This is a genomic window from Leisingera sp. F5, assembly GCF_001593695.1.
This window is the reverse complement of the sequence record NZ_LUKH01000003.1, coordinates 68052-82711: the sequence shown is the minus strand read 5'-3', so window position 1 is coordinate 82711 and position 14660 is coordinate 68052. Positions and strand designations below refer to the sequence as shown.

12 protein-coding genes are annotated in these 14660 nt (G+C 63.0%); 6 read left to right on the top strand and 6 right to left on the bottom strand.

Annotation, left to right across the window (positions count from 1 at the left end; genetic code table 11):
* Nucleotides 1–26: 26 nt before the first annotated feature.
* From A2I95_RS02905 to A2I95_RS02895, 3 genes are all read right to left on the bottom strand, one after another.
* A complete protein-coding gene (locus A2I95_RS02905) occupies nt 27–881 on the bottom strand; it encodes an exopolysaccharide biosynthesis protein (RefSeq protein WP_291727627.1) in 855 nt (284 codons plus the stop codon).
* Between the two features lie 150 nt (nt 882–1031).
* On the bottom strand, nt 1032–1799 hold the full coding sequence (locus tag A2I95_RS02900) for a sugar transferase (protein WP_291727625.1): 768 nt from the start codon (nt 1797–1799) through the stop codon (nt 1032–1034).
* 395 nt (nt 1800–2194) lie between these two features.
* On the bottom strand, nt 2195–3211 hold the full coding sequence (locus tag A2I95_RS02895) for an AraC family transcriptional regulator ligand-binding domain-containing protein (RefSeq protein WP_291727623.1): 1017 nt from the start codon (nt 3209–3211) through the stop codon (nt 2195–2197).
* A 360-nt stretch (nt 3212–3571) separates the two neighbouring features.
* Between A2I95_RS02895 and A2I95_RS02890 the strand changes: the two genes are divergently transcribed.
* On the top strand, nt 3572–4414 hold the full coding sequence (locus A2I95_RS02890; RefSeq protein ID WP_291727621.1) for a 2-dehydro-3-deoxygalactonokinase: 843 nt from the start codon (nt 3572–3574) through the stop codon (nt 4412–4414).
* A gap of 249 nt (nt 4415–4663) precedes the next feature.
* On the opposite strand, the gene A2I95_RS02885 is transcribed toward A2I95_RS02890, so the two are convergent.
* Entirely contained in the window at nt 4664–5464 is an 801-nt protein-coding gene (locus tag A2I95_RS02885; protein ID WP_291727619.1) for a TIGR03084 family metal-binding protein, read from the bottom strand.
* 91 nt (nt 5465–5555) lie between these two features.
* Nucleotides 5556–6569, bottom strand: coding sequence for a hypothetical protein (locus A2I95_RS02880; protein WP_291727617.1), 1014 nt, complete (start codon nt 6567–6569; stop codon nt 5556–5558).
* A 367-nt stretch (nt 6570–6936) separates the two neighbouring features.
* Between A2I95_RS02880 and A2I95_RS02875 the strand changes: the two genes are divergently transcribed.
* Entirely contained in the window at nt 6937–8238 is a 1302-nt protein-coding gene (locus A2I95_RS02875; protein WP_291727616.1) for a hypothetical protein, read from the top strand.
* A 71-nt stretch (nt 8239–8309) separates the two neighbouring features.
* Here A2I95_RS02875 and A2I95_RS02870 read toward each other — a convergent pair whose 3' ends face one another.
* A complete protein-coding gene (locus A2I95_RS02870) occupies nt 8310–9428 on the bottom strand; it encodes a class I SAM-dependent RNA methyltransferase (protein WP_291727614.1) in 1119 nt (372 codons plus the stop codon).
* Nucleotides 9429–9704: 276 nt separating this feature from the next.
* Between A2I95_RS02870 and A2I95_RS02865 the strand changes: the two genes are divergently transcribed.
* From A2I95_RS02865 to A2I95_RS02850, 4 genes are all read left to right on the top strand, one after another.
* Complete coding sequence (locus tag A2I95_RS02865; RefSeq protein ID WP_291727612.1) at nt 9705–11438, top strand: ABC transporter substrate-binding protein; 1734 nt, start codon at nt 9705–9707, stop codon at nt 11436–11438.
* A gap of 168 nt (nt 11439–11606) precedes the next feature.
* A complete protein-coding gene (locus A2I95_RS02860) occupies nt 11607–12683 on the top strand; it encodes an ABC transporter ATP-binding protein (protein WP_291727610.1) in 1077 nt (358 codons plus the stop codon).
* 7 nt (nt 12684–12690) lie between these two features.
* The gene (locus A2I95_RS02855) at nt 12691–13785 is read left to right on the top strand and encodes an ABC transporter ATP-binding protein (RefSeq protein WP_291727608.1); all 1095 of its coding nucleotides are present in this window, start codon (nt 12691–12693) and stop codon (nt 13783–13785) included.
* Complete coding sequence (locus A2I95_RS02850; RefSeq protein ID WP_291727606.1) at nt 13785–14648, top strand: carbohydrate ABC transporter permease; 864 nt, start codon at nt 13785–13787, stop codon at nt 14646–14648. The genes A2I95_RS02855 and A2I95_RS02850 overlap by 1 nt, the downstream gene beginning before the upstream one ends.
* Nucleotides 14649–14660 lie beyond the last annotated feature (12 nt).

Below are 14660 nucleotides of genomic sequence, written 5' to 3'. Positions count from 1 at the left end.
ACTATGACCCCTGGCTGCCCTGGCCGTCAGTTCAGCGGGCCGTCCGTCTTGCGTGCGCGGTTCAATACCACACCCAGCATTTGCGTATGGCCCGCCAGCATCTTCTCGCAGGCGGCCAATTGGGCAGCAGTGGTGCTGGTGCCGTCCGCAATCAGCACCACCCCATCCACCTGCGGCAGGAAGGCGGCAGTGTCGTCATGCTCCAGCACCGGCGGCAGGTCGAACAGAGCGGTTCCGGCGCCCAAGCGCAGCATCATGTCCTCCAGCACTCCGGCACAGCTGCGGCCATGCAGGATTTCGGCGGCATCCTGATCCGTGGCGCTGTTCAGCCCGACAGCCAGCGACGGCAGCGGGCGCAGCAACTGATCCTCCAATGGAACGCTGCCGGACAAAAAGCCCGCCAGTTCCCCTGGCGCGGTCATTCCCAAGGCCTGCGCGGCACCGGGGCGGCGGAAGTTCATATCCATCAGCACCGTGCGGCTGTCTGGCACCCGTGCCAGGCTCAGCGCCAGGTTCACGGCCGTAAAGGTGGTGCCGCAGCCGGCGGCGGGCGCCGTCACGGCAACCCGTTTCCAGCCGCGGGCCTTCAGCGTGTGCAACAGCCGGGTGCGCAGAAGGTCAAAAGACTTGGCCGCAGGATCCGCGCGGAACCGGCTGACCAGAGGCAGACGCGCCTGAGCCTGAGCCGCAGCGTCGAAGGGCACCTGGCGGATCCTGTCCCAGGGTTCCGGCAGGGTTGCGGGCAATTGCGCAGGCGCCGCAGCAGCAGTGGCCGCGAGAGGCGCGGCCGAAGGCTGGCTGCCGCCCTCGCCAGCGGCAAAAGGCACGGCGTCCGCAGGAGCACTGCGGCGGCGGAACCGTCTGAAGCCCTGCTCGCTCATGCCGGTCTGTTCTCCCTCCTGCGGGCTGGCTGCCGGACCGGCAGCACATGCCCCTGATAGTGCAAAATGCTTCACAACCGCTTTCCCCGCAATGGCTGACCGGACTGCAGCGGGCACTCGGGCTGAGGCCTGCAGCGGATCAGGCAATGATTAATATCCCGTCCCTTTCAGCACCACGCCCGCTGTCCGCCAGATCAGCCCCAGATCCCGGCCCAGCGACAGGCTGCGCCGGTACTCGGTATCTGCGCACATGCGGCTGGCAAAGCCGGCTTCATTGCGGACCGAAACCTGCCAGATGCCAGTGATGCCCGGGCGCAGCTCGTTATAAGCGCTGGCATCACCGTACAGCGGCAGCTGTTCCGGCATCATCGGGCGCGGGCCGACCAGGCTCATGTCGCCAACGGCCACGTTCCACAGCTGCGGCAGCTCGTCCAGCGAGGCCGCGCGCAGGAAACGGCCAACCCCGGTGATGCGCGGGTCGTTCTTCAGCTTTTGGGTCTCGTCCCATTCCTGCCGCAGCGCCGGGCTGGTCTCAAGGTAATACTGCAGCAGCTGGTCTGCATCGCGCACCATGGTGCGCAGCTTCAAGATACGGAAAACCTGCCCGCCGCGGCCCAGGCGGGCCTGCGTATAAAAAGGCCGGCCGCCTTCCAGCCAAAGCGCGGCCGCACAGAGTGCAATCAGCGGCAGCACCAGCGGCAGGCTTAGAAACACCAGCAGCAGATCCAGCCCCCGCTTGCCGGCTGCTGCATAGGCCCCGCCTGAATTCCGCCTGGACCGTCCCGCCTGCGCGATGCCCTTCAAAGCCGCATTTATGTTGGCTGTTTGCACCGGGTGCGCGGCCATTGCTGGCCGCTGCCGTTCTATTTCAGCCTGCATAAAAGACAGCCCCGCCCCTCCGGGAACCATGTCTTTCATTCGAAAACCCCCGCTCTCCAGCCTCAAATCCTGCTGGACCGCCGCCTCAAAAGGCGGCCGTTCAAACTCAACCCCGCATTCCGCAAATCTTTGACCGCGCAATGCCATTACTGATTTTCAGATTGAGAACCGGGCACGCCCCCACGCGCCCGCCTCATTTTTGAAACCGCCCAATTCCCCGGCGGCAGTTCTGTGCTGCACCATTCTGCAGCCCGTCTTATTTAAAGCAAATTTTAGAAATTCGGCGCAAAATGTGAAAAAAGGCTGAAAAACTCCTAAAACCCCATTTGAATACAGATTGCCCGGAGACAATTCACGCTTATTGCAAACCATTGTTTACACGGGAGTGAGGTTCCGGTTTGGGAATCCGAGGATCTGCGGCGCCGCAAGCCGGGTTATTTCCCCCGGAACTGCCCCGGGCTTTGGCCTGTCCAGCGCCGGAAGGCGTCGCTGAAACTATTCAGCCCGGAGTAACCCAGGAGAAAGGCGATTTCGGCCAAGGCCAGGCTGCTTTCCCGCAAATAGCGTATTGCCAGCGCCTTGCGCAGGTCCTCAAGAATGGTGAAGTAGCTGGTCCCCGATTGCGCCAGTTTGCGCGACAGAGTCCGCGGGCTCATGCCGAGATCCGCTGCCACAGTGCCAAGCGTGGCCGAACCGCTGGACAGCCGCGCAGACACTGCGTCTTCGACCTGTGCTGCAAGACCAGTGTTATTGCGGCCCTGCGCCCGCCCCTCCAAAAGCTGATCCCCATAGGACCGCAGGACGCGCAGCAGAACACGGTCGGCGCTGATCAGCGGCAGTTCCAGATCTTCCGGCCTGAAGACAAACCGGCTGGCCGGGGCGCCGAACTCCACCGGGCAGCCGTAGAACGCCGAGACGTCCTCCCCTCCGTTGCTGCGCTGATGGCTGAAGGCTGCCTTTTGCGGTTCAATCCGGGCTTCAGTTCCATCACGGAGGGCGGCAAAGAACACCGCGGCCAGAAATTCGACATACTGATGTGCGTGCAAACCAGGCTCCGCCCTGCACGTCCAGGTGAACTCGCCGTGCGAGGCAAGGCGGGAGGTATCAAATTCCCAAACATCGCTCATGACACCGGCATACCGCGCAATGTTGCGCAAAAAGCAGCCGGCAGTTGGTGAACTCCGCGCAATGTAGCCCAAAAGTCCGGCCTTGCGCAGATCCGTTGCACTGCCGAGACGGAAGCCGAATAACGGGTCGCCGGTCAGTTCCGCCGCCCGTTCGAAAAAGCCCGCAATTGCGGCAAAAGGCGCCGTGGGATCTTCCTGGTTCAGCAGCGCCTGGCCAAAACCGGTTCCGGCAAAAACTGCCGCAGGCGTATAGTCGCGGGCCAGAAGATGGCGCGCGGCCAGCTGGGCAAAAATCGCATTATGCGGTGCCGGAGTGGCGGACATCTTTGCAGTACCTCCTGTCACTGTTACGCGTGCGCCGCCTGTTCCCGGCGCGGCACAAGCCGCCGGCTGGCCGTTCCCGCGTTCCGCACCGCCGCCCCTGGCAGGGGCTGTCCGGGATAGACAGCGTGCAGGGCCGGCGATGCTTTAACATTAATGGATTTTGCCGGCCGGGCGCAGAGCTGGACAGGCAGTCTTTTGTATAAATCCCGGGCACATTAGCCTATGGCGCGCATACTTGCGGACAGCACCTTCGCCATGCGGGTATTCAGACCCATACCGGCGGGCGGGGCGCGCCCTTGCCGGGGCAGAGAATCAGCGCCATAAGCCCGGTGACGCAATGGCACAGGAAGTGAGGGCATCATGCAGCCTCCCCGCAACGGCACCGGCTGGCTGGCCGCAAATCTGGACGGAGACACGCTCTCAGCCTGGGAAATGGCCGGCGGCACAGCGGGGCCGACCCAAGTGCTGCGCCTGCAGGACAGCCACCCGCCCGCGCTGGCGGCAGCGTTGCGGCAGGTGCTGGGCGGCGCACCGCGCCCGGTGCTGCTGGCCGGCACTGCCCTGGCGGCGCCGCAACCGGTTCCGGTGCGGCCGGCGCAGCTGCCTGCGGCCGAAACGGTGTTGGACGGCATGCCGGTGCATGTCCTGCCAGGGCTGCGCCAGGCCGCCCCCTGCGGGCTGATGCAGGGCCCCGTGGCTGCGGTCAGCGGCTTCTTGCGGCTGAACCCGGATTGGGACGGGGTTATCTGCCTGCCGGGCATGGTGACCCATTGGGTGCAGATCAGCGCCCGCGAAGCTGTCAGTTTTCAAAGTGCTCTGACCGCTCAACTGGCACAAGTTGCGATACAGGGCATGGCGCTGGAGGCGGCAGGAGCCTGGGACAAGGCAATATTGGCAGAGGCGGTGGCAGACGGCATTGCCAAACCCGAGCAGCTGGCGGCGCGGCTGGCTTCGGCTCAGGCGGCCGCGGCGCTGAGGCAACTGCCTGATGAAGCTGCGCGGGCGCAGATCTGGGGTTATCTCCTGGGCGCTGAATTGGCAGCTGCCCGGCCCTACTGGCTGGGCCAGAACCTGGCCCTGATTGCCGAACCGTCTCTGCAGGCGCTTTATGCCACAGCTCTGGACGCGCAAGCGCTGCCGGTCACCCTGGCGGACCCTGGCCGCATGACGCTGCAAGGGCTGATCGGCGCCTGGCCAGGTTAGATGTACCGCCTGCCAGCCTACGCTGCCGCGGCAGTCAGCGCCCAAGATTGTTTCATCAGGACAGAAGACCCGGAAGTTCCAAGACAAACCGGAACCCTCCCGCGCCTGCAGGTGTCCCGGCTGTGCCGGGGCTCCTTGGCAGCCTTGGGCGTGGCGCCGCACTTTGTGCGGCGCCACGCCCAACGGGCACAGGCTTTCCGTCAGGAAGGCCGAAGCCGGGCGGGAGCGCTCCGCGGCTGCCGGGACTATTCAAGTTTCTGCCTTATAACGGTTTCCCTTGCCGGGCGGAGTTTCCGGCGGGCCTGCAAAACACTGGGCGATGCGCATCCAGCTGACGGCGGCCTCGCCTGACAGCTCCAGACCGGTGTCGGCAAGACTGCGCACCTGCGTGACCACCCGGGCAAATTCCACCGCCGAGCCTTTGACAAATCCCGCGTCCTGCGGCGTGTTCCAGTCCCAGACCGCCCCGGACGGCCCGGTCAGCTGCACAAACGGCGCAGGCTCCGGCACCGCCAGCCCGCGGTTGCGAAAGCTCCAGCCATAGGTTGCCACGCCCAGATGCGCGATATTGCGGATACGGTCCTGCTCTTGCCGCTCCCGCCCCAGGAGGTCAAACACCTCCTGGCCATGCGCCCAGGTCTCCATCTGCCGGGCGGTGACTGAACTGAGCGCGCTCATGTCCGGCCCGATCCATTTCAATCGCTGTTTTGGATCCGCCTTGGCAAACGCATCGGCACAAGTCTCCGCCCCGAGCCGCCAGGCTTCAAACAACGCCCGGCCCGACAGGCCGTTCAGCCAGGGAAATTGACAGTTCAGGATGGGCTTGCCCGCTTGCATGTCCCGCAGCACCGGAGCGATGAAGGCGGCAAAGGCCGCGTCTCCCTGCGACGCCGCTTCTGCCGCGGCGTTGAACAGATGCAGATGCCCCAGCACGTGATCAATAGTCCACCCCTTGAACTGGGTCGCGCGGTGGAAGCCCGCCTCTGGCAGGTCCTCCAGAATGGCCGCCAAGGCGCGGCTTTCGGCACGGAAATCTTCGGCCTGCTGCATGTCTGTTCCCCGGTTGCGTCCGGCAGCAGACTAGCGGCAGGGCCATCAGGCCAGAACCCTGGACCGCACGTCACAAACGGAAGAAAGGCGTTCAGACCCCGGGCATTGACCGGAATGCACGCCCGGCAGCCTCGAAGTTGCGGCAGAGCGGCGCGGTCAGCCTGGACTGCGCGGCATAATAGGCGCCGGTGCGGCACAGCTGCGCGGCAAACTCCGGATGCACCCCGGCATCATCATATTTTCGCACCCGCTCCTGGCTGAGCCAGCCACGGCTCTTGACCTCCTTCTGGATCAGCTCCAACCGCTGGATGCAATGCAAGGCGGTATAGGCCGAGAGATACTCAAGATATGCGCCGATCTCATGGCCGCAGCCGGGGTCAAAAGTCTCGATCATCACATCGGCCATCTTGTCAGGCGCGACCGGCCAGGTCTCGTCGCCGATCAGCCAGGCGAAATCCTCGGCCCCGTGGCGCAGGCCCGCATATTCGAAATCAAACCAGCGCACGAATCCGTCGTCCCCGATCGCGGCATTGCCTGCGCGGAAGTCCCATTTCAGAAACTGAACTCCGGGCTGCTCCATGAATTCGGCGACTGCCGGATAGTCGAATGAATCGGGGATCCCCATGGAAACGGCCTCAAGAGCCCCGACCGAGCTTACAAAATTGCGGATCCAGCTGCGGTTGGCACCAAGATGCGGCAGGACGGTGTGCAGGTCCGTTTTGCGTGCTGCTGCCTGGATGCGGAAGATCGCGGCGCAGGCCTCTGCCGCCAGTTCCAGCTGGTCGCCCGGCTCATGTTCTATGATTTCTTCGCTAAGCCGGATCTGACCGGTGTCGGATTGAAACAGCACATCGTTGTGAACACCCAGCACCTGCGGAATGTCATCGCAATGGGGCGCCAGCTGCTCAAGCACAAAGGCCTCCAGATGGGTGCGGCGGAAGTTGGCGCGCAGGGTGGCGATCACGGTGCGGTCCTTGAAATGCAGCCGCAAGGAGGACCGCGACTTCCCGCCCGGTGCCGAGATTTCATGCGGTTCTTCGCCCAGAACCTCCCAGGCCGCCCCTGCGATATATGCAGAGCGGTTGTCAAATCTGCCATCAGCCATCCCTGGCACCCTCTCCCAGCCTGCCGCCCGAAAACCGGCGCGTTTCCCCATTTGCGAGTTAACACCCTGGCGGCAAAAGGCGGCGCTTTTCGGGACAGATTTGGGCAATTCCCGCGCTCCAAAAGCCGATTCGGACAGCAGCGGCCGGCACGCACCGGCCAATTGGAGGGAAAAGCCGGACAATGGCGCCGCAATCGGATTGTTTGTTTCCATACCTGGCCCCACTTGTTGAAATATTGACTAAAATGCGGTGGAAGTTTGGCCCCTCCGGCCCGTTTTCCTACTCTCGTTCAATCCGCGTTTGCGGCTGGCGGAAAGCTGCAGCGCCACAGTGATTCAAGATTTTTTCTGGGGGGGGTAGAAACACATGGGCCGGGGACATTTTTCAGATGGCTGGGGGTGCGGGAATGCGTCCTGGGGCGGCAAGCATGCTTGCGGCGGCAACAGCTATTACAACGGCGGCGTGCAAGGCGGTCATTTCGGCCGCTGGTACAACAGCAACCTGTCTGACCGTTATGGCTGGAAGGGCAAGGGCAGCAAAGCCTGGTGGCAAGACAAAGACCAGGACGAAGCCGGAGGCACCAAGGGATCCAGCGGTTCGAAAGGTTCCGGCGGCACAAAGGGATCCGGCGGCTCCTATGGGTCTGGCGGCACCAAAGGATCCGGCGGGACCAAGGGGTCCGGTGGCACAACGGGATCGGGCGGCACCAAAGGCTGTGGCGGATCCAAGGGCTGGGGCGGCAAGGGCCATCACGGCAAGAAGCACTGGTGGCACCGCGAAGAGGACGATTGGACCACAAATGGAACCGGCGGGTCTGGCGGCACCGGAGGATCAGGCGGATCAGGCGGCACGCATGGGTGCGGCTCCGGCACCAAGGGCACGGGCACTGGCGGTTCGGACGGCACCAAAGGGAGCGGCGGGACCAAGGGAGCAGGTGGAACCAAGGGCACCGGAGATGGCGGTGGCAATAGCGGCGGCGGTACTGGCAAAACCTCGGTCACCTTCGAGATCGGCGGCAATGGCGACCCCAGTGTCTCAGTCGAGGTGCTGCAGACCCCGCAAGGGCAGTTGTTCATCAAGATGGAGCCGACCTCCTGGGATGGCGAGGTTGCCGATATCGACGGGCTGTTTTTCAACATGGCGGATGACGCCAGCGTCGACGGTTTGAACTTCTTTCCGGATGAAAACGCGCTGCCAGTCACTGGGCATGCGGCCAGTGCCAACGCGGTCAATGCGCTGGACACCGGCACCACCGTGCCCGGAAATTTTGACGGCATGGTGCAATTCGGCCAGGCGCCGGACAGCACCGACGGCACCGTCACCAACGCCAACTTCACCCTGTGGTCCGATGCCGGACTGACGCTGGACGACATCGACCTTAGCAGCATGTCGCTGGTGGTCAGCAACCCGGACGGCTCGCAGCAGGTGCTGGAGGGCGGCTATGATCCAGCGGCAGCGGCCAGCAACGGCGCGTCTTATGCCAATGGCGGGGTGACCGGCGACGGGCTGAGCAACTGGTATGACGCCAAACTGGCCGGCCAGTTCCAGGGCAACGGCAGCGAGGCCGGCACCGAAGATATCATGGCGCTGATGAACCAGCCGGTGGGCGGCACCATGCCCGGCAGCGGAACCGAGGGCGGTGCGGAAGATCTTTATGAGATCGCCTGAACCGGCCTGACCTGTGCCGCACATCCAGCAAGAGGGCGCAGCAGGGCGCCCTCTTGACGTCTAAAACACTGTCAGGGCAGCGGATCCGTCTTGAACAGGCGGATTTTCAAGCCGCCATGCGCGACCGGGGCGCCAAAGGGCAGAAACGGCAGATTTGTCGCCTTGGCCAGCCCGGTTTCCGAGGTGACAATGCCCACACGCCAGCCGGAGAACCGTTCCTTCAGCACCAGGCCCAATGCGCCATAGAGGGCAAACAGCAGCTTCTTGTTACCGATCCGGGCACCATAGGGCGGGTTGACGATGACCAGGCCCGGCGGGCCGTCGGGACGCTGCAGATCACTGACAGCGGCTTGCAGAAACCGGGTGCAATCCGCAACGCTCGCGCGGTCCGCATTGGCCGCGGCCATTTCAACCGCGCCTTCGTTGCGGTCGGAACCGTGGAAAAACAGATCTGTCTCGCGGGTTTCACCTTGCTGCTTCAGCGCGGACCAGGCGCCGGCGTCAAACGTCGCCAGTTTTTCAAACGCAAAGCTGCGGCTGCGGCCCGGCATCAGGCCTTTGGCGATCTCTGCCGCCTCAATCACAAAGGTGCCGGAACCGCACATCGGGTCCACCACCGGCTCCGCCCCGGTATAGCCGCATTCACGCAAGAACATGGCCGCAAGGTTTTCGCGCATCGGCGCTTTGCCAACGGCGGATTTATGGCCGCGCTTATGCAGCCCCTCGCCCGAGGTATCGACGCTGAAAACACAGAGGTTGTCCTCGATCCGCAGCTTCACGGTCAGTTCCGCGTCCTTGGTGACAGGTGCGCCGAGGGTCTCGGCAATGGCTTTTTCCACCCGTTGGGCGGCGGCGCCGGCGTGGTAGATCTTGGACTTTTTGTTGGTGGCAACCTCCACCTTCACCGGCACATCCGGGCGCAGAATGTCGCCCCAGGGAAATTTGCGCGACCGTTTGTCGAGCTGGGCCAGGTGGAAGGCGCGGAACTCGCCGATCCGGGCCAGCACACGGGCGGCGCCGCGCACCGACAGGTTGGCGCGCCAGACCTCGGTCCAATTCCCCTGCACCGTGACCCCGCCCGGCACCGCCTTGGGGGCGGCAAAACCCAGCTCCTTGGCCTCGGCCAGCAGCGCCTGTTCCAGTCCCGGCGGGGCGGTCAGGAAAATCTCAAATGTGCTTTCTTGCGTCATGCCGCCTCCTTAGCTGCAAAGCCTGCGCACGGCGACTGTTTTTTCCGCAACCGCATAAGCGGAAAGTACCGTGGCGCCACAACCGTCGATGCTGCAATGCGGCATGCTTTCCGCCGCCAACTTCAGTCGGAAGAGGCGTTAATTTCACAATAAAAACAGATGCATACGCATTACTAAAAAATTAGTTTGACAACATATTCCAACCTATGAAAGCTCTATAGCAGTCAGGTGCAGTGCATGCACAACTGGCCTTAAGCGACTTTCAGGGAGGAAAAGATGCGTAAGTATCTTTTGTCCGCAGCTGCCGTTTGCGCGATGGTTGCCGGATCAAATGGCTATGCCGACGAAATGGCGGCCAAAAAATGGATTGATGAAGAATTCCAGCCTTCGGTGCTGACCAAGGATGAACAGCTGTCTGAGATGCAGTGGTTCATTCAGGCAGCCCAGCCGTTCAGCGGCATGGAAATTAACGTGCTGTCGGAAGGCATCCCGACGCACTCCTACGAATCCGAAGTGCTGACCAAAGCCTTTGAGGAAATCACCGGCATCAAGGTGAACCACCAGATCCTGGGTGAAGGCGAGGTCGTTCAGGCCGTGCAGACCCAGATGCAGACCAAGCGGAACCTCTATGACGCTTATGTCAATGACTCCGACCTGATCGGCACTCATTCGCGTCTGCAGCTGGCCTATAACCTGACCGACATGATGGCAGGCGACTTCAAGGACGTGACCAACCCCGGTCTGGACCTGGGCGACTTCATGGGCACCCAGTTCACTACCGGCCCGGATGGCGATCTGTACCAGATGCCCGACCAGCAGTTTGCGAACCTGTACTGGTTCCGCAAGGACTGGTTCGACCGCGAAGACCTGCAGGCCGCGTTCAAGGAAAAATACGGCTATGACCTGGGTGTGCCGGTCAATTGGTCCGCCTATGAGGACATCGCCGAGTTCTTCAGCACGCACGTCAAGGAAATCGACGGCACCGCGATCTATGGCCACATGGATTACGGCAAGCGCGCGCCTGACCTGGGCTGGCGGATGACCGATGCCTGGCTGTCGATGGCCGGTGCCGGTTCCAAGGGTGAGCCGAACGGCGTGCCGATCGACGAATGGGGCATCCGCATGGAAGCCGGCACCTGCAACCCGCAGGGCGCCAGCGTCAGCCGCGGCGGGGCCGCCAACGGCCCGGCGGCGGTCTATGCGATCCGCAAGTGGGACGAATGGCTGCGCAAATACGCACCTCCCGGTGCGGCGTCTTATGACTTCTACCAGTCGCTGCCGGCACTGGCACAGGGCAACGTGGCGCAGCAGATCTTCTGGTACACTGCGTTCACCGCCGACATGGTGAAACCGCAGTCCGAAGGCAACAACACCGTTGACGAGAGCGGCACGCCGCTGTGGCGGATGGCGCCCTCGCCGCATGGCCCCTACTGGGAAGAAGGCCAGAAGGTCGGTTATCAGGACGTTGGCTCCTGGACCTTCCTGAAGTCCACACCCGTAGACCGCGCGCAGGCGGCCTGGCTTTATGCCCAGTTCGTTGTGTCGAAAACCGTGGACGTGAAGAAATCGCATGTGGGTCTGACCTTCATCCGCGACAGCTCGATCAACCACGAAAGCTTCACCGAGCGTGCCCCCAAGCTGGGCGGCCTGGTCGAGTTCTACCGCTCGCCCGACCGTGTGGCCTGGTCGCCGACCGGCGTGAATGTGCCTGACTATCCGAAGCTGGCCCAGATCTGGTGGCAGCAGATCGGTGACGTCAACTCCGGCGCCTTCACCCCGCAGGAAGCGATGAACCGTCTGGCCGAGGAAATGGACATCACCATGGCCCGGATGCAGCGTGCGGACGAGCAGGCCAGCGTCTATGGCGGCTGCGGCCCGCGCCTGAACGAAGAGAAGGATGCGGAGTGGTGGTACGCCAATGGCGGCGCCAAGCCCCCGCTGGAGAACGAGAAGCCCGCAGGCCAGACCGTCAACTATGACGAGCTGGTAGCCCGCTGGGCGACTGAGTAAACTTCTCCTCCCGGCCCGGCCAACGATCCCCATCAATTGGCCGGGCTTTGCAGGGCCCCGGAGACTCTTTCCCGTCTTCCGGGGCCTTCTTCCCCAAAAGACTGCGCGCCCCCGCCCCCCGCAAGCATCCGGGCGCAAACAGGCCGCCTGCCAGAAAGTCAAAGCAAGATGGCACTCGAACTTAAGGGTGTGACCAAGCGCGTCGGCGCCATTCAGCACATCAAGGACACCTCGCTGGTGCTGGAACCCGGTCACTTCAACGTCCTTCTCGGCGCCACCGGCTCCGGTAAGACCTCACTCATTAAGCTGATGGCAGGCCTCGACCCGATGGCCAGCGGCCAGGTGATCTTGGACGGCGAGGATGTCAGCCGTCTCAGCACCCAGAAGCGCAAGATCAGCCTGGTTCATCAGTTCTTCATCAACTACCCGCATATGACGGTGTATGAGAACATCGCCTCGCCGCTGAAAGTGGCTGGTATGGCGAAGTCCGAAATCGAAGCCCGCGTCGAGGAAGCTGCTGCGATCCTGCAGCTGAAGCCGATGCTGCACCGCCGCCCGCATGAGCTGTCCGGCGGCCAGCAGCAGCGCTGCGCGCTGGCCCGCGCGATTGCCAAGGAAAGCCGCGCGGTGTTCCTGGACGAGCCGCTGGCGAACCTTGACTACAAACTGCGCGAGGAACTGCGCGACCAGCTGCCGGATCTGTTCGCGGGCCGTGGCGCGGTGGTGGTCTATGCCACCTCAGAACCCGAAGAGGCACTGCTGCTGGGCGGCAAGACCGCGCTGATGCGCGACGGCCGTGTGACCCAGTTCGGTCCGACCGCCGAGATTTACCGCAATCCCGGCAATGTCGATGCGGCGCGGGTGTTCTCCGACCCGCCGATCAACACCGCCGAGATTACCAAGCAGGGCCGCATGGCCCGCCTGGGCACTGGAGTCACCTGGGAGCTGAGCGGCGACGCTGCCGGTCTGACAGACGGCACCTACACCATCGCCGTCCGTCCGCACCATGTGCTGCCTGTGGCGAAAAACGGCGCCCAGGTGCAGCTGTCGGGACAGGTGCAGGTAACCGAACTTTCCGGCTCTGAAAGCTCAGCCCATTTCGATATGGGCACAGGAACGGATACCGGCAGCTGGGTATCGCTGGCCCACGGCGTTCACCCCTACCGCGTGGGTGAGGCGCACGACTTTTACATGGACCCCGCGCAGGCATACTTCTTTGCCCCTGACGGCAGCCGCGCGGCGTGAGGCATCAATGGCTAAAATAACACTCTCAAAACTGCGCCACAGCTATCTTTCGACACCGAAATCCGACTCGGACTATGCGCTGAAGGAAATCGATCTGGATTGGAACGATGGCGGCGCCTATGCGCTGCTCGGCCCATCGGGCTGCGGCAAATCCACCCTTCTCAACATCATCTCGGGCCTGCTGGTGCCGTCAGAGGGCCAGATCCTGTTCGACGGCAACGACGTGACCGCCCTGCCCCCGGACCAGCGCAACATCGCTCAGGTGTTCCAGTTCCCGGTGATCTACGACACCATGACGGTCTACGACAACCTGGCCTTCCCGCTGCGCAACCGCGGCCGGGACGAAGCCACCGTGCACGAACGCGTGATGGCAATTGCCGAAATGCTGGAAGTCACCGAGATGCTGGATCAGAAGGCCGCAGGCCTGTCGCCTGACAACAAGCAGAAGATCTCCATGGGCCGGGGCCTGGTGCGCGAGGACGTGAACGTGGTGATGTTCGACGAGCCGCTCACCGTCATTGACCCGCACCTGAAATGGAAGCTGCGCTCCAAGCTGAAGGAACTGCACCAGCGGGTGAAGGCGACGATGATCTACGTCACCCACGACCAGACCGAGGCGCTGACATTTGCCGATCAGGTGGTGGTGATGCAGCTGGGCGAAGTGGTGCAGATCGGCACGCCCGTCGAGCTGTTCGAACGCCCAGCCCATACGTTTGTCGGCCATTTCATCGGCTCTCCGGGGATGAACATCCTCCCCTGTGAGTTGCAGCAAGGCGCTGCGATGTTTGCGGGCCAGGCTGTTGCGCTGGAAGGCCCCATTCAGGGTGCCGCGAACGGCAAGACTGAAATCGGCATCCGCCCGGAGTTTGTCGCGCTGGCGGACCACGGCCTGCCCGCCACGGTCACCAAAGTGTCCGACGTGGGCCGCCATACGGTGGTGGAATGCGAGGCCGGCGGCCAGCGCGTCAATGCCGTTGTCGAAGCCAACGCCCCGGCCAGGGGCAGCGCCGTGCATCTGGCCTTTCGCCAGGACATGACCCGGCTTTACGTGGATGGCTGGCTTGCCACCTCCCCCGCTGCAGACGAACAAGGAGCGGCCTGATGAAAACCGAAAACCAGAAAGCCTGGTTCTTTGTGCTGCCAGTGCTGCTGCTGGTCGCCTTCAACGCGCTGATCCCGATGATGACGGTGGTCAACTATTCGGTGCAGGAGACCTTTGGCGACAATGTGTTCTTCTGGCAGGGGCTGGACTGGTTCCAGCAGATCCTGCGCTCGGACCGTTTCCACGCCGCCCTTGGCCGCCAGTTCATGTTCACCTTCCTGATCCTGATCATCGAAGTGCCGCTGGGCATCGCGATTGCGCTGTCGATGCCGCGCAAGGGCTTCTGGGTGCCTGTCTGTCTGGTACTGATGGCGCTGCCGATGCTGATCCCGTGGAACGTGGTGGGCGCGATGTGGAACATCTTCACCCTGCCCGACATCGGCCTGCTGGGGTATTTCCTGAACCACACGCTGGGCATCAACTATGACATGACGCAGGATCCGGTCGCGGCCTGGGTGACCATTGTCACCATGGATGTCTGGCACTGGACCTCGCTGGTGGTGCTGCTGGCCTATGCGGGCCTGGTGTCGATCCCTGACGCCTATTATCAGGCGGCCAAGATCGACGGCGCCTCCAACTGGGCGGTGTTCCGGTTCATCCAGCTGCCGAAGATGAAAACAGTGCTGACCATCGCCATCCTGTTGCGCTTCATGGACAGCTTCAACATCTACACCGAGCCGTTTGTGCTGACCGGCGGCGGTCCCGGCAACTCCACCACGCTGTTGTCCATCGACCTGGTGAAAATCGCGCTTGGCCAGTTCGACCTTGGTCCCGCCGCAGCAATGTCGCTCATCTATTTCGCAATCACGCTTCTGGTCTCCTGGCTGTTCTACACGCTGATGACCAAAGACGATCTGAACTAAGGGAGGGATATG